This window comes from Pseudomonas sp. FW305-28 (assembly GCF_017351395.1).
In the GTDB taxonomy this organism is placed as follows: domain Bacteria; phylum Pseudomonadota; class Gammaproteobacteria; order Pseudomonadales; family Pseudomonadaceae; genus Aquipseudomonas; species Aquipseudomonas fluorescens_AA.
On sequence record NZ_JACNDD010000001.1, the window covers coordinates 13,326 to 31,473 of the forward strand.

At 62.5% G+C, this 18,148-nt stretch carries 14 protein-coding genes; 1 reads left to right on the forward strand and 13 read right to left on the reverse strand.

The annotated features are described in order from the left end of the window. The first annotated feature begins 201 nt into the window (after window positions 1–201). On the forward strand, window positions 202–966 hold the full coding sequence (locus J4E53_RS00040) for an SDR family NAD(P)-dependent oxidoreductase (RefSeq protein ID WP_103308003.1): 765 nt from the start codon (window positions 202–204) through the stop codon (window positions 964–966). Window positions 967–1,026: 60 nt separating this feature from the next. On the opposite strand, the gene J4E53_RS00045 is transcribed toward J4E53_RS00040, so the two are convergent. From J4E53_RS00045 to J4E53_RS00105, 13 genes are all read right to left on the reverse strand, one after another. Continuing rightward, window positions 1,027–2,082 carry a hypothetical protein gene (locus tag J4E53_RS00045; RefSeq protein WP_103308004.1) on the reverse strand — a complete coding sequence of 352 codons (1,056 nt, stop codon included), beginning with the start codon at window positions 2,080–2,082 and terminating at the stop codon, window positions 1,027–1,029. Between the two features lie 32 nt (window positions 2,083–2,114). Continuing rightward, on the reverse strand, window positions 2,115–3,932 hold the full coding sequence (locus tag J4E53_RS00050; protein WP_103308005.1) for a hypothetical protein: 1,818 nt from the start codon (window positions 3,930–3,932) through the stop codon (window positions 2,115–2,117). Window positions 3,933–3,935: 3 nt separating this feature from the next. Then, window positions 3,936–5,240, reverse strand: coding sequence for a hypothetical protein (locus J4E53_RS00055; protein ID WP_103308006.1), 1,305 nt, complete (start codon window positions 5,238–5,240; stop codon window positions 3,936–3,938). 18 nt (window positions 5,241–5,258) lie between these two features. Continuing rightward, window positions 5,259–6,179 carry a hypothetical protein gene (locus J4E53_RS00060; protein WP_103308007.1) on the reverse strand — a complete coding sequence of 307 codons (921 nt, stop codon included), beginning with the start codon at window positions 6,177–6,179 and terminating at the stop codon, window positions 5,259–5,261. A 234-nt stretch (window positions 6,180–6,413) separates the two neighbouring features. Then, a complete protein-coding gene (locus J4E53_RS00065) occupies window positions 6,414–8,798 on the reverse strand; it encodes a hypothetical protein (protein WP_060741812.1) in 2,385 nt (794 codons plus the stop codon). Between the two features lie 10 nt (window positions 8,799–8,808). Next, window positions 8,809–9,951, reverse strand: coding sequence for a hypothetical protein (locus tag J4E53_RS00070; protein WP_103308008.1), 1,143 nt, complete (start codon window positions 9,949–9,951; stop codon window positions 8,809–8,811). Then, window positions 9,930–11,375, reverse strand: coding sequence for an alkaline phosphatase family protein (locus J4E53_RS00075; RefSeq protein ID WP_103308009.1), 1,446 nt, complete (start codon window positions 11,373–11,375; stop codon window positions 9,930–9,932). The genes J4E53_RS00070 and J4E53_RS00075 overlap by 22 nt, the downstream gene beginning before the upstream one ends. Further along, a complete protein-coding gene (gene eboE, locus J4E53_RS00080; protein ID WP_103308010.1) occupies window positions 11,365–12,594 on the reverse strand; it encodes a metabolite traffic protein EboE in 1,230 nt (409 codons plus the stop codon). The genes J4E53_RS00075 and eboE overlap by 11 nt, the downstream gene beginning before the upstream one ends. Continuing rightward, the gene (locus J4E53_RS00085) at window positions 12,591–13,475 is read right to left on the reverse strand and encodes a TatD family hydrolase (RefSeq protein WP_060741816.1); all 885 of its coding nucleotides are present in this window, start codon (window positions 13,473–13,475) and stop codon (window positions 12,591–12,593) included. Before J4E53_RS00085 ends, eboE begins: the two co-directional genes overlap by 4 nt. 39 nt (window positions 13,476–13,514) lie before the next feature. Continuing rightward, window positions 13,515–14,288, reverse strand: a complete 774-nt coding sequence (locus J4E53_RS00090; protein ID WP_103308011.1) for an EboA domain-containing protein — start codon at window positions 14,286–14,288, stop codon at window positions 13,515–13,517. Further along, complete coding sequence (locus J4E53_RS00095) at window positions 14,285–15,175, reverse strand: UbiA family prenyltransferase (RefSeq protein WP_060741818.1); 891 nt, start codon at window positions 15,173–15,175, stop codon at window positions 14,285–14,287. Before J4E53_RS00095 ends, J4E53_RS00090 begins: the two co-directional genes overlap by 4 nt. Continuing rightward, window positions 15,172–17,046 (reverse strand): 3-dehydroquinate synthase, encoded by a 1,875-nt coding sequence (locus tag J4E53_RS00100; protein ID WP_103308012.1) that lies wholly within the window; start codon window positions 17,044–17,046, stop codon window positions 15,172–15,174. Before J4E53_RS00100 ends, J4E53_RS00095 begins: the two co-directional genes overlap by 4 nt. Before the next feature lie 241 nt (window positions 17,047–17,287). Next, window positions 17,288–18,103 (reverse strand): AraC family transcriptional regulator, encoded by an 816-nt coding sequence (locus J4E53_RS00105; RefSeq protein WP_103308013.1) that lies wholly within the window; start codon window positions 18,101–18,103, stop codon window positions 17,288–17,290. Window positions 18,104–18,148: the final 45 nt, after the last annotated feature.

Sequence of the window (18,148 nt, forward strand, 5' to 3'; positions counted from 1 at the left end):
TGGGAGTTTCGGCCTATGCCGTGTACCGGCAACGGGAGTGAGTCGGTGAGGGCAGATTTGCGCAAAACCCCGACAGTCCCAGCAAGCCTGCGAAAGCCTGGCAGTCGCCATTGCGAGAAAGTGAAGTCGTCGATAACGACAGCGCCCACGGGCGCCGGGCAGGCGAATGTTTCGTCTGCCTGCTCACGCAGGAGAGCGATCATGACCGATTTTCAACACAGCATTCCCCACGAAGTCCAAGGCAAGGTTGCACTGGTCACTGGCGCCGCCAGTGGCATCGGCAAGGCCATCGCATTGCTGTTGCATGCCCGCGGCGCCAAGGTAATCGCTGAAGACATCAACCCCGCCGTCCATGAGCTGGCCCGTCCCGGGCTGGTGCCGCTGGAGGCCGACATCACCGCGGATGGCGCCGCCGAGCGCGCTGTCGGCCTGGCCGTCGAGCAGTTCGGCCGGCTGGACATCCTGGTCAACAATGCCGGGATCATCATCAATAAACTCGTCATCGACATGACGCGCCAGGACTGGGAGCGCATCCAGGCGGTCAACGCCACGGCCGCTTTCCTGCATTCGCGCGAAGCGGTCAAGGCGATGATGCCGAACAAGGCGGGGGCCATCGTCAACATTGCGTCCTACGCGTCCTATTTTGCCTTCCCGACCATTGCCGCCTATACCGCGTCCAAAGGTGCCCTGGCGCAACTGACGCGCACCCTGGCACTGGAAGTCATCGAGCATGGCATTCGCGTCAATGCCATCGGTGTTGGCGATGTGGTCACCAACATCCTCAATGACGTGGTCGAGGACGGTCCGGCGTTCCTCGCCCAGCACGGTGAAGCCGCGCCCATCGGCCGGGCCGCGCAGCCGGAAGAAATTGCCGAGGTGGTTGCGTTCCTGGCCTCGGATCGCGCGAGTTTTGTGGTCGGCGCGGTGGTCATGGCCGACGGTGGCATGACCGTTACCGCAGGCTGAATCGAGTGGTGGATGATACCTGGGTCACCGGCCGGGCTGTGCGCCCGGCCGGTGTTTTCGTCAGAGTTGCACCCGACGAAGCCTGCCGCGTAACGGCACCACGTTTTCCTCTGGCGTGGGCAGTGGCCGCCCGACCAGGCCCATGCCTTCGCTGACCAGTACCGCGTCGGGTAACAGGCACAGGTTGGACGGGGTATCCAAGCCTCGGGCGAGCACGGTGACCTGGGCTGTTTGCAAGTCGCAGCCCAGCAGTCGTCCACTGAATCGGGTAAAGCCGCCATGCAGGGGTTCGCCGTTCCAGTCTGGGAGCAGGGGTTGTTGCAAGCGCTCACAGAGTTCCAGCACCAGCAGGTGGCCGTTGGGGCGCAGCGCCAGCCCGGTGGGCAGTTGCAGGCCGCGAATCAGGATGTCGATCTCGGCGCTGGCGGGCCAGACCCGGATCACCTGGCCGGCCTTTTCGGCAAAATCGATGCCCTTGCGGCTCGGGTCGCCGTGCAGTTCTCCCGAGAACAGACTGATCAGCACAGCGTCTGTCGCCGGTTCGTACACCAGGGTCACGGGAACGGCTTCCTGGCCTTGATCCAGCTCGGGCAGTTGAGCCAGCACGCGCTCCTCTTGGCCCGTGACGAACTCCACCAACTGATTGGTATCGGGCTTGACGGCCAGCCAACTGCGGCGGGTCGGGTGGTAGCACAGCGCGTTCAGGTTGCCGCGGCTATGGAAGACCGGCTCGGGCGGTGTGAATTGCAGGTCCAGCAGTTTGGAACCCGCGACGTAATCGGTCTGGCTGACCAGGCAGCGTTCATCACCGCAGGCGATGTCCGACAGCCCCATGATTTCATCGCGCAGCATGCGTGCCTGCATGTTCATGGCGCGAAACCCTTGCGCCAGGGTTTCGCGGGGCAGGTAGGCGCCGGGCCGCTGCGGATCCGGGCGCAGTCGACTGATACGGCCGCTGAAAGGTTGGTCGGGCAAGCCGGAACCTGCTTCGGTGAGCAGCAGGCTGCCGTCGGCTTGCAGGCAGAGGCCACGAGGGTTCAGCAGGTCCTCGGCGACAAGGGTGCTGGGGCGCAGGCTTTCCTCCGGGTGTGCGGGGATCTGAAGGGGAACTGACATAGGCTCTCTCCGTGAACAAAAGGGGGACGCGGTCATTGCGGCGGTTGCCACGGTTCACCGGTGAGGTAGGCCCGCAGCAGTGCCCGCTGGCAGGGCGACATCGAGCGCACCACCGGCATGAACAGCGTGGTGCCTTTGTACGCATCCGAGGTGCGGGCCAGGATGGGGTTCTTGGCGCCCATGATGGCGTCGGGCTGATTCAACGGGATATAGCGCGACATGGCGGGGAAGGCCAGGTAGTGAAAGCGCAGCACGTTGGGGTACATCAGCGGCCAGGTGATGGTCGTGCCCTGGGGGATGCCGAAGTCGGTCTGGGCGTATTTGCGAAAGTTGGTGAAGTAAGCGCTGCTGTCGAGGCCGTTGGCCGTGCAGGTCAGGGCGACGAAACCGGCGTGGGCGGCGCTGCCCGGTTTGACGGTGACGGGGAAGCTGACCGAAAGCTGGCCGGCGCTGACCGTCAGCGAGTCAGGGTAGTCGAGGAAGTCCCAGTACTGTGGTTCTTTGTACGTGGGGGGATCGGCTGCCGGGATTGCCTTCAGGCCGATTTCGGTGGTGCTGGGCACCGCGCCGCCCAGGTACCGGACCTGCAGGGTGATCGACAGGCCGTTGGGGTAGTCCTCCAGGTAGACGTTGCGCTGGTCGGCATAGATCCGATAGGTCGACTCGGTGGCCTGCAACGTGGTACCGGCGACCTTGCCCGGTGCGTTGATCGCCAAGGCAGAGGTCCGTACTGCCTCTAGCTGATCGAAGGTCAGGGGCAGGTCGACGATGCCGCCGTACACGTAGTAGTCCAATAAAAAGCGGCTGGTCGGCTCCAGGGTCGTCAGGGTGGTGGCGCCGGCGCTGATGGTCACGGTCCCGTAATTGGCGTTGGGGCCGATCGGGCTGGTGATGTCGTCCCTGACAGCCCGGAAGGTCTCCTTCGGAATGACGTTCACCATGTCGATGCTCAGGTAACCGGTATTGTCCAGGTCGGCATAGCCAGCATTGCCCGTGCTCTGGTTGACCAGTTGCCGGCCCGGCTGGCAGTTCAGCGGCTCGTTGGCGAAGGCCGGGGCCAGCGTGCCGATGACCCGGCCGATGCTCGGGTTGGGGGTGTACTTGCCGGCGGCGTAGTCGGCGTCCAGTTGTTCGGTGGTCATCGTGGGGCACATTTCGAACATGACGAAACGCAGGACAATGCCCGTGGCATTCGGTGCCTGGATGATCGCGCGCAGGCCGCTGCTGTTCTGGTTCCAGCTGACGATGCTGCTCAAGGGGAACGTCAGTTGAAAGGTGCCACTGGCGTGGAAAGAGCCCGGCGCATCCATTTTTGCCGGCAACAGCACACGTCCCGCGACGTCGAAACTGCTGCACACGGTGTCGCTGCGAATCAGCAACTGGATGTTGTCGTTGCCGCCGATTTGCAGGCCGCCGACGAAGATCTGGGTGGTCGTCGAGGCGGTGGGGTCCAGGTCCACCATCATCGGTCCGGAAACGGGCCCCTGGCCGGTCACCGGGTCCACCGAGCCGAGCAGGTAGACGGCCTGGCCCACCAGGTCGCCGGTGGTGCTGATGCTGCCGGGGATGCCCTGGGAGCTGATCAAGGCGTTCTGCATGTCGACGACATGCTGCCCGTAATGATTCCAGCCACCGGCGGTGTAGTAGTTGCCGGTGGGGGCATTGATCATGTTGTTCAACTGGTCATCGGTGTAGGACTCGGCCCCGGGTGCCAGGGTCGAGGTGGTCAGGTCGAAGAGCGGCCAATCATCGTTGCCATCGTAGGGAATGGTCGGGGAGTTGTTCGGCAGGCTGACGTCCGTGCGGATGCCGCCCCAGAAATTCAGCCGTGGTCCGTTCAGGATGCTCATGAGTTATTCCTCGTCCTTGATGGTTTTGCCGACAGGCGAATTGGCGAATTTGAACAGGTAGGAGTAATCGGATTTGTAGGGGCTCTTGACCGGTGTCGCCATGGAGTGGCAATTCATGCAACTGCTGTTGGGCTGGATGTAGCTTTCCATGGTTACGTTGGCCGAGAGGGCGGGTGTCGGCTGGCCCAGTGGGTTGCTGGGGTTGTCCGGCATCAGCGGGCGCTGGGTGGTGATGAGTTGGTAGTACTTCAACACGCTGCGTTGCAGGTCCGGGTCGCTGCGGTAGCGGGCGTTCACCTCGTTGGTGATCTCGGCGATCGGGGTGAACCGGTTCAACGGGTTCGGCGTCTGGAAGGTGGTGCCGGGTTTGGGCACGCAGACCAGGTGCGCGCCCTGGGTCTGCCAGTCGCAGGGTGACTGGTTGAGGCTGGCTGCCGGCGCGTTGGGGTTGAAGTAGGAATAGGCCGTGCCGGCTACCGGCTGGTCGACCCATACCCCGTTCACCAGCGCTTTGGGCGCAACGTTGTCGATCTGTTCGAAGGTCGACCAGATCCACTGCGGATAACCGTTCACCTTGGTGATGATGTGCAACCCCACCAGGCCCAGGTAGGCCTCGGTGACGCCGGTGCGCTGGCCTTGGTCGTCGAACGTGGCGACGCGGGCGAGCATGGTCAGATAGCGGCTGGCGTTGTCATGCGTGGTAAGGATGCGCCAGCTGGATTTGACCTCGATGACCCCGTAGGGAAAGGTGATGTTGTTGGCTTTGGACACCACATCGGCGTTATAGAACTGGTTGGCGACGATGTAGTTGTAGGAGGTCTCGTTGGCCGAGATGTCGTAGTAGGTCGGGTTGCCGGCCTGGTCGATCAGCCAGCCGCCGACGGCCTGGTCGACGGCATTCACCAGGGAGCTGTTCTTCAGCGCGGCGATGTTGATGATGCCCAGGCTCTTGGCCAGTTGCGGGGTGTTCCAGGGACCTGGATCGGCCCCCCGTGGCAGGAAGATTTCTTCCACGGTCTTGTAGGTCTGCCAGACGGTGTAGCCAGGGTCCCCCGGTTGCTTGCTGCAGTCGGGATCCCCGCGCTGCCCTGCCTGGGCGGGCCAGTTCACGGCGATGAACAGCTGCCAGCTGTATTGATCGAACAGGTCCTGGCTGGCGGTGGCCGCCGGCGCCGTGCTGGGGGGCTGGCAATTCAGGCTGGAGGCCTGTGTCCGTGGCATGGCTTGTTCCTGGGATTGCTCCAGGGCCAGGGCCGGAAGATTGGCCAGACCCACTAGTACCAGGATGAAACGCAGTGAAATGTTCATGGCGATCTCCGTCATTGCTCAGGGTTTGCGCTGCATGAGCTTGTTCCACTGCGCCTTTTGCCCGTTGCTCTGGGAAGCCGGTGGCTCGAACAACTGGCAGGGCGGTGGATTCGCCGGGCACATCGCGGCCACCTGCGCCCAGGTCTGGGCCGGGTCCGGTCTGGCGATGCGGAAGTTGGTGTAGTTCTGGCTGACGATGGGGGCATTGGCAACGCTGGTGTCACCGGAGAAAAAGAACGATTGGGGCTGCCGGTAGGGCAGTTGTCCCGACATCTTTTTGTAGAAGGCATAGCCGAACAGGATCGGCCCCTGCGGCGATTGAAGGTCCAGCGCGTAGGCCTGCACGCTGGCGTCGAGGTTTTGGCTGCGCTCGGCGCTGTAGGGCAGGTGCTGGATGAAGTCTTGGCGCGGCGGATGGTTCATCGGCGAGAACATGCAGCAGGCCGGCATGTCCTTGGGGCGATCCTGCGGATAGGTCAGGAAGTACGCCTTGTTGCCCAGGGACACGAAGGAGCAGGTGTAATTGTTGTTCTTGATCGGGAAGATCGGCAGGCAGTACTTCTCATAGTGCTCCATCATCGCACCGAAGCCGTCGCCATCGGCCGGGATATAGGCCGTGTCGTAGTAGCTGGTGCCTCGGGAGACGGTGTAGTCCGCCGGGGTCAGGGTGGAGGGCGGATTGCTGTAGGGCGGCGGGTTTTTTTCGTAGTTGTGCATCACCCGGTACATGGTCCAATCGCTGATCCAGAACGCCGGGAAGAACGGATCGGAAGGGTCGCCCGGGGCCCGTTTGGCGATGCAGTTGCCGTTCTGTTCGTTGCACCCCTCGGTGTTGTGCACGCCCATGGTGAAGTAGACGGCACCGCTGTCCTCGGCGAACAGCGGTGGGCTGGACAGCAGGATCAACAGCAACAGCCGGTTCAAGATACTGGTTTTCATAGGTCATTCCTTTGAAAAGTACCGGGTGACACTGTGTGCGAGCCTGTGGGAGCAAAGCTTGTGTGGGAGCTGAGCTTGCTCGCGATGAACGATAACGCGGTCATTCGAAAGACCGAGGTGCCTTCATCGCGAGCAAGCTCAGCTCCCACACAAGCTCGGCTCCCACAAAAGCTCAGCTCCTACACCAGCTCGCTCCCACAGTGGTTTATCTTTCCTGGGTGAACAGCGTTACGGTCAGAGGTTGTCGTAGTCGCTCATCTTGAGTTGTTGTGGCGGATAGTTGCGCTTCACCAGCTTCTTGGCCCACAGCTCCAATACCGCGCGGCGGCTCTGGGACATGTCACGGGTGATGGGCATCGAGAGCGTGCTTTCTTCCTGGTAGGGCTTGCTGATCAGCACAATCAGCTGGTCGATGGCGCCTTCGACGCGTGCCTGGGAGTTGAGCGGCATGTACTTGTTCATGATGGGGTACAGGTAATAGAAGGTCTGCAGGATGCGTGGGTAGAGGAAGCCCTCCCACAGCTGCGTGGCGGCGTTCTGATCCTTGTAGACGGTGTTCCAGTAGTTGATGAAGTCCTGTTGCAGCTGCACGTCCAAGGGCAGGACGCGGAGCGGGGCGAGGAAGTCGATGTAGGCTTGGGGAACGGGGAAGCTGAAGGGGATGACCGGATCGCTGTCGCCGTCCTTGACGAAAAAACGCAAGGTCGGGAAGCCCGGGGCCACGGCCCTGAAGCTCACTTGGGCGATGCCGTTGGCGTCGGTGGTCGTGGTGACATAAGAGTAATCCACCGGCGTGGCGTGGACGTCGTCGTGCAGGGTTCCGGTGGCGTAGAGGCCAGCGTCGAATGCCAGGCAAGGGTGCAAGTCGATCGTGACCGGTTTGCCCTCGCCCTGCAGGAATTGCTGATAACCGATCGGGTCTCCAATGTCCTCATCCGTATTGCGCAGCGCGGTCAGTCGGCGGCCGCTGCCTTCGGCCAGATAGTTTTGTACGGGCGGCGCGTTATTGAAGTTCGGTAGATTGGCCTTGTTCAGTTCGGGGTGGTTCGGGTGGTCGAAGAACAGCGTGAAATTGGCCGCGTTGCTGGAGGCCAGATAGTAGTCGCTGGTGGTCACCATGTAGGGGTTGCCATATTCCGCCACCCATAGCGTGGTATTGGCGGCCGGCTGACCATTTTTCTGCACCATGATGGTCAGTGTCTTATGGTCGCCCACGTCGATGAAACTGCCGCTCTCCACCACTTCGGCGGTCCAGGTTTGCTGGGTGGCGGCGATCACGGGGGTTGGGGCGGCCGTGGCCTTCAGTCGCAGCTCCAATGGATTATCTGCCTGTAGCTTCGTCAGGGCCTCGTCGCTGAGCGTGAAGTCCTGCAGGCCGGAGCGTTTGTCGAAGGCTGCCTGGTCATACCGGTCGAAACCGAAGTCCACTACCGACGTGAATTGATCACCCTCGCGTACACCCAGTTGGTAGTCGCCGGCCTGGAATTTTTCGGCGGTCAGGATGGGGGCATTGGGCTCTACCGGATAGAACGGGAACGTGTTGGCCAGATCCAGCGACAGGGTGTTGCCGGTAATCTGCACCGAAGTCACGCCCAGTGTGGCGTTTTGGGGAGTTCCACTGGGTTGAACAACAGATACGGCCTGCGCGGGCACCAGGCGCAGGCCGGCGGGCGCGGTCGGGTATTCGTCGGCGAACCAGAGGCCCAGGGTCGCGGCGGTGCGGCTGTAGGCGGGATTGAAGAAAATACCGGAAACGTTGTCCAGGCCCTTCTGATACATCGCTTGCAGACGAGCCGTATCCGAGGGGGCATTGGAACGGGTGTTGACGTACGGAAAGTCGTTGAAAACACCGTTCCTGTCGTAGCAGGTCAGGTAGGTGGAGAACCTGAACATCAGGCCCTTTGCCCCTTGCAGCTTCATCTGCTGCTGCAGGTTACTCAGCAGCGCCGAATCACCGATGACCCATTCCAGGTTCTCCTGGGGAAAGCAGGTCTGCCAGGTGGTGGTGACATACACCAGGCCACCGAAGGCGCCCCAATTGAAATTGAGGAAGCGATCCATCATCCGATACTGGCGATTGAGGGTCAGGCCACACGTGGCATCCCCCAGCATCAGCTTGTCGAAATACAACGCGGTGAAGGTGTTCTGCCACGGGCTGACGTCCACGAAGCGCGCGGCAGTCGGAGCGTTGCTGCCAAAGGGATTGCCGAGCAATTGGTAGTCCCTGCCAACCAGCGCATCCTCGGTGATGTAGGTGTCGGCCTGCAGCTCGCCGCCAATGATCGTTGAGCGAGTCCCTTTGTAGCTCACCGTGCCGCAGGCATTGTCACCAAACAGATCCCATTCGGCGGGCATGTATGGGTAGGTTTTCGGGTTGGCATTGGTCGGTACCTGCAGCATATAGAGCGGCAGCTCATTCTTTGCCAGGGGCTTGATGGCCCAGGGCATCAGCTGGGTGGGGGCGTTCGTGGCGTTGATGCCGAAGTGGCTCATGAACGGCCAGTTGATGTCCGCGTTGACCGCGTCATACAGCGGATATACATCGTTATTGTTGGCCGTCGGTGGGTTCCAGAACATATGGCCGTTGAGGTAGATACGGGGGAAATTCAATACGCTCATGTCATGCTCCTTAGCGTTGCCACTGGGCGCGTTTCAGCGACCAGACAAAGTCCAGTTTTTTGTAGCCATCGAATGCCGAGGGCGGCAGCGGAGTGGTGGGATAGACGATGCCGCCCCCCTGGTTCAGAGCGAAATTGAAGTAGCCGTTGTCGTTCGAGTAGGCGGCGGTGCCGTGGCAGGCCAGGCAGGACGAGGTGTTCTGGAACGCCGATTCCAGTTGCGAATTGGCCAGTACCTGGGTGATGGGTTGGAACTCGACCCCGATCAACTCGTACTTCGACAGGCTCCGATTATTGGCCTGGAAGCTGGCATTGACCGGCTTGGCGGCCGCAGTCGGCCCGGTGGTGTTGGTCATCGGCGCCGGCGTCGGGGCATTGGTTACGGTGTACTTGCTGTTGTTGATGTTTTCGAAGGTGGTCCAGACCCAGTCGGCGTTCAGTTTGTTGACGACATGCAGCCCGCTCAATGCCACATAGCCGACCTGGTAAGTACCGTCGTCCTGCTGGTAGTAGGCCTGGGCAATGTAGTAGCCGTCGTTCACCAGGGTTTGTCGGTAGGTCGTGTCCGTGCCGATCCACAGCCACGCGGCTTTCAACTCCCAGGCGGTGGGGGGAAAGTTCAGGTCGTTGGCCAGGGCGGCCTGGCCATTCACGTTGTAGACCTGCTTCTTCACGATGTAATCGAACGTGTCCTTGCCCATCAGTAACTGAAAGCGTACGGGCTGGCCTTGTTGGGCATCGGGCACGGCACCCCCCATTTGCAGGATCAGGCCATCGACCTGTTGGGTGGCATTGATGTTATGGAAGGATCGGGACAGGTCCATGCCCTGTGCCTTGGCTTGCGTCACCACCGCGGCCGGGAGCGGCGCTGAGCTGTCATAGGTGCCCGGTGGTGCGCCGTTGGGCAGGTAGACCTGGTCCGAAGGCTTCATCGTCTCCCACACGAGATTGCTGCTTTGCGCGGTGCTGGGTTGGTTCAAACAGACGAACCAGTTCCAGGCCATGGTCTCGGGACTCTGGGCAAACGCGGTCCGGGTCTTGTTGATGTCTGCTCCAAACTGCAGGAAGTTGCTGCAATCGAAGTTGTTGGTGTCCTGTGCCTGGGCCAAACCGGCCAGGGCACTGAGAACGGTTATGGAAATGGCTCGCCGCATGGAAGCTCCTTGGCATTCGCCGTATCGGCATGAGGGCGCCCCCGGAAGTGTTCCAGGAGCAGTTGCTTCACCGCCGTGGCCGCAAGGTGCTGCGGCAACGACAGATCACAATTGGTGATGAGCAGCGGGCCGGTCTTTTCGCTCGCGGGCAGCCGTCCGTGACTGCCGCGGACCAGGCGGGTGTCCAGCGGAATCAGGTCCATGTAGTAGCGAAAGCCGAGTTTTTTCTGAAGCAGGCGGCGCGCGACTTTCAATTTCGGGAAGCGAATGGCTGGGTCGATGAACAGCTCGAGCGGGTCGTAGCCTGGCTTGCGATGGATGTCCACGGTGCGGGCAAAGTCGGGGGCCTTGCGGTCGTCGAACCAGTAGTAGTAATCGAACCAGCAACCGGCGGCGGCCACGGCCACCAGTTCGCCGCTGCGCGGATGATCCAGGTGCCAGGCCCGTTGTTCGGTTTTATCCAGCACCTGCTCGATGCCGGCCTGGCGCTGCAACAGCGCCTTGACGCGAGGGATGTCGCGCGCCTGCTTCACGTAGATGTGCGCGACCTGATGGTCGGCCACGGCAAACGCCGCACTGGCACCGGGATCGAGCAACTCCCAGGTCAGCGATTGGCGGACCTGCAACAAGCCTTCGGCGCGTAGCAACCGGTTGATGGAAACGGATTGGGTGACGGCTTCGATCCCGTATTCGGACAGCAGCATCACCGCCGCGCCCTGTGCTTGGGCAAAGTCCAGCAGACGCCCGACTTCGCTGTCGATGGCGCGCACCTCGTCGGCAATCGACGGATGATCGGGGCCCAGGCGTTGCAGGCTGTAGTCGAGATGGGGCAGGTAGATCAACTGCAGGTCGGGGCGGTCGAGCTGGAATTCGGCGATGGCGCAATCGACGATCCAGCGGCTCGAGGCGATGCCGGCTGCCGGGCCCCAGAAACTTGGAAAGGGGAATTCGCCGATCTGCTGTTCAATATGCTCGTGCAACGAGGCCGGCGTCGAATACAGGCCGAACATCTTGCGGCCATCGGCCGGGTAATGCGGCCGTGGGGTAATGGCGGCGTCCACGTCCGCATACATGTTGTACCACCAGAACAACTGGCTGCAGCGAAACCCGGGGTACTGGCGCTTGAGTGTCTGCCAGACTTTTTCCCCCTGGATCAGTGCGTTGGGCTGCAGCCAGAAACGCACTTCGGCCTGATCGCGAAAATACCAGCCGTTGCCGACGATGCCGTGCTCCGACGGTGGCTGGCCCGTGAGGATCGAGGCTTGCACTGTGGAGGTGACCGCCGGGAACACCGGTTGCAGCGTGGCCATCCTGGCCGTTTTCAACAGGGCATTGATGCAGGGCGTCGCGGCCCCCAGCAGTGCGGGTGTCAGGCCGACCACGTTGATCAGCAGCAACGGCTGGCGCGCAGGCTCAGAGGGCATCGGCGCAAGCCTCCAGCGCTTGGGTTTGCAGCAACTGGCGCTGCTGCAACTGGTCCTCGACCCAGTGCAACTCCGCCGCGATGCCCTGGAGTTGGGCGTGCTCGGTGGTGGGTCGCAACTGGCTGGGCAGGACGCCCCAGCTGTAGGTTTCCACTTCCAGTACCGGGCGAAAATCCCCATGGTCGGCGAGAAAATCGAAGGTCTGCGCCAGGGCGACCTGGCTGCCGCTGAGTTCGGGCAACAGCAGGTGTTCGCTGAACAACGGAATGTGGAAGTGAATCCTCAGCTCGGGAGGGGCGTGGCCGTCCTGCTCACACTCGTACAGGGCCGCGGGAAGGTCGGCCCAGGCCGATAACCGCTCCTGTCCAGCGCGGGCTTTGACTTGATGCAGGTAGGTGGGTTCGGCAAAACCGCCCAATGTCTGGAGCACCTGTTCGCGCCGCTGCGCATCCTCAGGCAGGTGGCAAATCAGCGCATTGGATAGCTGGATCTTGCCGATGGGGACCCGGGCCCGACGCAATCGGTCCAGTGACTGGTAGCAGTCTTCGAACATCACGGCCTGGTGGCAGACGTCAAAACACAGCGCCAGGTGTTCATGGTGCGGGTCCGTGGTTTGCCAGTGACGAAAGAAGGCGATGGCCTGGTCGGTGTTTTCCAGCACGCAATCGGGCTCCATTTCCAGGCAGATCACGATCTTCTTGCCTGTCTCCCGTTGCAACCGGGCCAGCGCGGCGGTGAGTTCGCGCAGTTGCTGCTCGGCACGTTGCTGTAACGTCGGGCTCCAGTGGGCGGCATAGCCCAGCGGCAGGCTGGAGATCACCCCCTGGGCACTGTCCACTGGCAGGGCCTGGGCGAGAAATCGAGCCAGGTCCAGGCTGTACGCCAGCCGCTGCGGATCGGCCCAACTGGGCAGGTAGACGTCGGCTTTCACCGCGCCCTGGTGAAATTGGCCGTAGGGAAACCCGTTGAGAGAGGTCAGGCGTAGCCCGCTGCGTTGCAGCAGGTCGAGGAAATCCGCACGGGCGGACGCCTGTTGGAGCTCGGCGGCGGCGACGGCGCTGATCCACAATCCACTGTCTTGGGTGTCGAGCCCGCGCAGTGTACGTACGGTCTGGAAATGCCGTTCGATGGAAGCGCGCAGCCCGCCCAGGTCATGGGTCGGGTGCACGTTGCTGCAATAGCCGATCTGCGTGGCCGTCCAACCCGTGCGGGCACTCATTTGATCACCGGCTCCTGGCCCCGCAGGGCAGAGTTGTCCTGCCACTGTCGCCGCTGATCGATGGGCAGGGGCGTGCTGACCAGGGTTTTGTCCAGCTGGCCGCTCTGGGCAAAAAAGTCCACCGGGTTGTGGAACAGCACCTGTTCGACCTGGGCTTCACTGAAGCCGGCGGCCAGCATCGCCTGGCCGGTCTTGGGCACTTTGAGCGGGTCGCTGATGCCCCAGTCGGCGGCGCTGTTGACCACCATTTTTTCCGTGCCGTACTGCTGCAGCAGCGCGACCATGCGTTGTTCCGACATCTTGGTGTTGGGGTAGATGGAATGGCCGCGCCAGCAATCGCTGTCCAGCACCAAGGGCAGGGTCAGTTCGTTGAGGTGGTCGATGATCACCAGGTGTTCGGCAATGCCGACCTCGCGAATGACCGCGAGTGTGCGCTTGGTGCCACCGATCTTGTCGCGGTGGGGGGTGTGCACCAGCACCGGCAGGTTGAATTGTTTGGCCAGCTCCAATTGGGCGGCGAGAAAGCGATCCTCTTCCGGGGTGATGTCGTCGTAGCCGATTTCACCCACCGCCACCACGCCATCTTTCACCAGGTAGCGCGGCAGGATCTCCAGCACTTCATTGGCCACCGACAAGTCGTTGGCCTCCTTGGGGTTCAGGCCGATGGTGCAGAAGTGATGGATGCCGAACATGCTGGCGCGAAAACGCTCCCAGCCCAACAGCGTGTCGAAGTAGTCGATGAAGCTGCCGACGCTGGTCCTGGCCTGACCCTGCCAGAAGGCCGGTTCGATCACGCCGGTGATGCCGGCGGCCGCCATGTTCTGGTAGTCGTCGGTGGTGCGGCTGACCATATGGATATGCGGGTCGAAGTACTTGAGCATGGTGAATCCTCGTCAAAAAAGGCAGGGGAAGGGCGGGCATCAGGTCGGCAAAGTGCCGCCCAGGTGCGCCTGCCATGGCGGCGGCAAGCGTTGTTGCTGGGTCAGCCCGGCCAGGCGCTGACGTTGCGCCGGGCTCAGCAGGGCAAAGGCAATCACGTGGGGCAGTCCGGCAGACACCGTTCGTTCGGCGGCGAGTTGTTCGTCCAGCAGGTCGAGGGCCAACTGGTTGAGCGTGACGCTTTGTCGTTGCGTCAGGCCGACCAGGCGCCCTACATCGAGGCCCATGCCCAGGGCTTTCAACACCAGTTGGTTGAAGGCCCGTTCGTCGTAGTGACGCGATGGGTAGGCGGTGTCCAGGGCGAGGGCGGCAAACACCTGGCTGTTGCTGGTGCGCCCGGCCTGAAGTGCAAGCCCGAGGCAGAGCCCACCGCTGTCGAGCCAGTCGAGGGCTTTCAAGGTGGCGATCTTTTCCTGGTCGTCGCCCCACAGGAACAACTGGCGCAGCAAGGACACTTGCCCGGCGACGGGTTGCAGTTCCAGGACCTGGGCCAGCAGCAATGCCCGCGCCAGTTGGACATTGCTCCAGCCGTCGGTGCCGGGCTGGGCGCGCTCCTTGAGGTGGCGCTTGCACTGGCCGCTCAGGAACGCCGCGGTGTTGGCGTCCGGGCGTTGGGCAAGTTGCGCCTGCGCCGAGAGCCACCATTGCCGCTCGGTTTCATCGAGCGACTGGGTGAAATGCCGGCGTTGTTCGTTCAGGCAATCCTGGCGCATGTCGAGGGCTGCCGATGCCGATGCTGTAACGTCCGTGTTCATGTGGGTTTGATCCAGCGTTGGAAATGAGGAAGCAGGAAAAACACCAGGACACATAACAGGCTGCCCAGCGGCTGGTTGGCGACGGCCAGCACCAAGGCATCGAACAGCGGCAGGGCGGCCAGGCCCGCACCGATAAAGGCGCGGACCTGCCGTTGCCGCGGGTTGGCCAGGTTGCGCCAGTAGTGCCAGCCCAACCAGCCAAGCCATATCAGCAGGACTGGCCAGAACCAGGCGTTGTCTGCGTAGATCGCCAACGCCAGTGGGCTCAACATCAGCAGCAGCGGGAGGCGGCTGATCAGTTGATTGCGGTGTTCCTGGCGGGCCAGGTAGGTCAGGCCGCTGATGTAGACGCCGAGCAAAAGGGCACAGAGCCAGATCGGTTCGGGTGGCATCGCCAGGCTGGCCGCCGCGGTGAGGTAGAGCGCCGAGCGACAGGCCCCCATCAGCCAGACGCTGTGGGCGTACTTCTTGTGCAGCAGGTTGTAGCCGAGGATGCAACCCACCAACAGCGTGGCGCTGCCCAGCAGCCAGTGCGGTTGTTCGATCAACCGGCTCAGGCCCAGCAGCGCGACCGCGGCCAGCACCAGTAGCAGCGCCGTGGCCAACCGCACTTGCTGGCGGCTGACCAGGCCCAGGGTGATGGGGCGCGGATTGTGGTGGCGTTGATCCCAGTCGGCGTCCAACAGGTCATTCAACAGCATGCCGGCCAGGTACAGCAGCGACAGTGCCGCCAGCAGCAGGAGCCAGACCAGGGACGATGGCGGTGCCAGGGCCCCTGCGCTGCTGGCGAGCAGGGCGGCGGCCAGGGTGTTGGTCCACACCGTGGGCAGGTTGGAGACGCGGCCGAGGGTCATCCAGGTCTTGAGGTCCGGCGACGACGGGTTCATTGCGCACAGCTCTCGTTCAGTGTGAGTGCAGGGGCCGCCTGCGTGCAGAGCCGTTGCAGCGCCTGCTCCATTCTCGCGGTATCGATTTCATGCAAGTCCACCGACTCGCCTATCCGGCTGAGCATGGGGATGGAGAGTTGCCCGCCCAAATGCTGGCGGAACTCTTCCAGCCCGAGCAGAACCTGCGAGCGTCCCTGTGCATCTTTCAGGGTCAGTTCCGGCGGGTTCAGGCAGAAGCCGAGCTTGAGCAGCAGGTGCAGCACCCGGTCGCTGTCGGCGTCGCTCAACAGTCCCAGGGCATTGGCGTAGAGTCCATCCAGGGCCATGCCCACGGCGACGGCTTCACCATGGCGCAGTCGGTGGTGACTGAGGTTTTCCAATTTGTGAGCGGCCCAATGCCCGTAGTCCAATGGCCGCCCATTACCGCGCTCGAAGGGATCACCGGCGCCGGTGATGTGCGCCAGGTGCAGTTCGGCACAGCGGCGGATCGCGTAGCGGCTGGCCGCGTGATCGAAGTGGGCGAGGGCGTCGGCCTGTTGCTCCATCCATTGGAAAAACGCCTGGTCCTTGATCAGCGCCACCTTGACCGCCTCGGCCAGCCCGGCGATCTGGTCGCGTCGGCTCAGGCTGGTCAGCAATTGAAAATCGTTGATGACCGCGGTGGCGGGGTAGAAGGCGCCCAGCAGGTTCTTCTGGCCAAAGGCGTTGATGCCGTTTTTCACACCGATGCCGGCGTCGTTCTGGGCGAGTACGGTGCTGGGGATGCGAATCAGGCGAATGCCGCGGTGGAAGGTGGCGCAGGCGTAGCCCACCGCATCGAGCACCGCGCCGCCACCGAGGGCCAGCACATAGCAATGCCGGTCCAGGCCATGTTGCAGCATGTCGCTGTACAGCTGCTGCAACACCTGGGAATCCTTGCTCGATTCGCCGGCCGGGACCGCGATGGGGGGCGCCTGCAAATGCAGGTCCGGAAAATGGCTGGCGAAGTAGGTATTGATCTGTGCCAGCAGGTGCGGAGCGCTGTGCAGCAGTTGTTCGTCGGCGAACACCAGCACCGTTACCTGGCCGCGGTGTCCGGCGGTGAGCTGACGATGCAGGCAGGGATTGAGCGGGTCGAACAGATGATCGGTGAACACCACCGGGTAGTCGTAGCTGACCTTGAAGCGCCCGTGCAAGGGTTGCGCCGTGTCGCGCCGGCGAATGTTCTTGAACAGGCTGTACCCGGCGATGAACAGCCCGGGCAATACCATGCTGGCGAGCAGGGTCACCAGCAGCGCGTTCTGTTCGACGAGAAAGGTGCCGATGGCACTGTAGGCCAACGCGAGGCCGGCATTGGCCAGGGTGGTGACCAGGATGAACGCGCGCAATGGGTAGCGTTGCATGCCGGCGGCGACGACCGAGGTTTCCGCCAGCACCGGGACGCCGCGCAGGCAGATCAACGACAGCGTGCCCAACCGGTACGCCAGTTGCCCCGGCTGGCGCTGATGCAGGCCCAGGCGGCCGGACAGCAGGCGCAAATAGCCGGCTCCCAGCGCATAACCCAGCCCGGCCCCCAGGCACAGGCCGACGAAAATCACCAGGTATCCACCCAGGCTGCCAAGCATCGCCACGGCCAGCAGCGCGACCATGCTCGACGGCACCGGCAACACCACGTCCAGCGCCAGCAGGGCAATCAGCAGCAAGGCCAGGTTGAGTTTCTGCGCGGGCGTCGAGGGCAGGTACAGGTTGAGATGGGTCAGGAAATCCTGGATCTGTTGTTCGAACAACAGGAAGCTGGCGATCACCAGGCCTGAAAAGCAAACCAATGACAGCCAGAAATGTCCGGCTGGTCCTTTTTGCGAGCGCGAACGATACCCACGGCCATGCTTCATCAAGCATCCCTCTTGTTGATATGACTGATTCCGTGTCAGTAATTGAAAGCAACGCCAAGTGTGTTTTTCAGGCCAATAGACGCTCTCGCCCGAGGGGCTGTCAGGTGTGGTTGAAGATCTGGTTGGAGACAGGTTTGAATCTAGACGGCCAGGGTGTTTTTGCAAGGCCATCTGATGGCAATTTGATTTGGGGCGCCATTTCGCGCCTCAGGTGCCCGCATCAACCCATTGCCCAGAGGCTTCAGGGCCTTGAATACCCGCGCAACTGCGCCGGGCTGACGCCCAGGCGTTGCTTGAACAGCGTGGTCATGTGCGCCTGGGAATTGAAGCCGCAGATGTGGGCGATGTCGGTCAGTCGGGCGGTTGAGTCGCGCATCAGCGCCCGTGCCTTGGCGAGGCGTCGGTCGATCAGGTAGCTGTGTGGGCTTTTGCCGGTCGCCTGCTTGAAAGCCCGCATGAAATAACCTTCGGACAAGCCAAGCAGTCCCGCCATTTCCTTGACCCCCAGCGGGCCGTCGAGACCGGCGTCGATGAATTCATCGAGCAGGCGCATCCGGCCGGCCGTGATCGAACCTTGGGAGTGTGCCGAAAACCGCTTGTGGTCCTTCACTCGCTCAGCCAGCCCGAGCGCCCAGGCTTCCCAATCGTCTTCTGCCGTGGCACGCAGCAGTGCGCTGCGCATTCTCAAGGCGAGGGTGATGGCCTGCGGGTCAATACGGTTGTTGAACGCATGTTTCGCCGGCAACGCCATGCCGTCGGTGCGCACTATCCGCAGGTATTCACCGCCCCGGGGGGATTCGGAGAACACGTCGCACCCGGCGGGAACGAATGCCAGGCCGTTGGGCAGCGCCTCGAAGGGCAACACGCGGTCGCTGCCGATGGCGTGCAGGCCGCGCTGACTGTCGAAGGCAAAGCCGATCGCCGACTGGGTCGCGACGTAGCGGGTCGCGTAGGCACAGCCGGGGAGCAATTCGATCGCCCAGGGCCCTGCCTCGATACGACGGACCGGTTCAGACAGGGGCGGCGGTGGGCGATTTCGCGGGCTCATGAACAGCATAGTAATGAAGAGTGGGCCTGAAAGTCAGGTCAGTTTTCTGAAAGC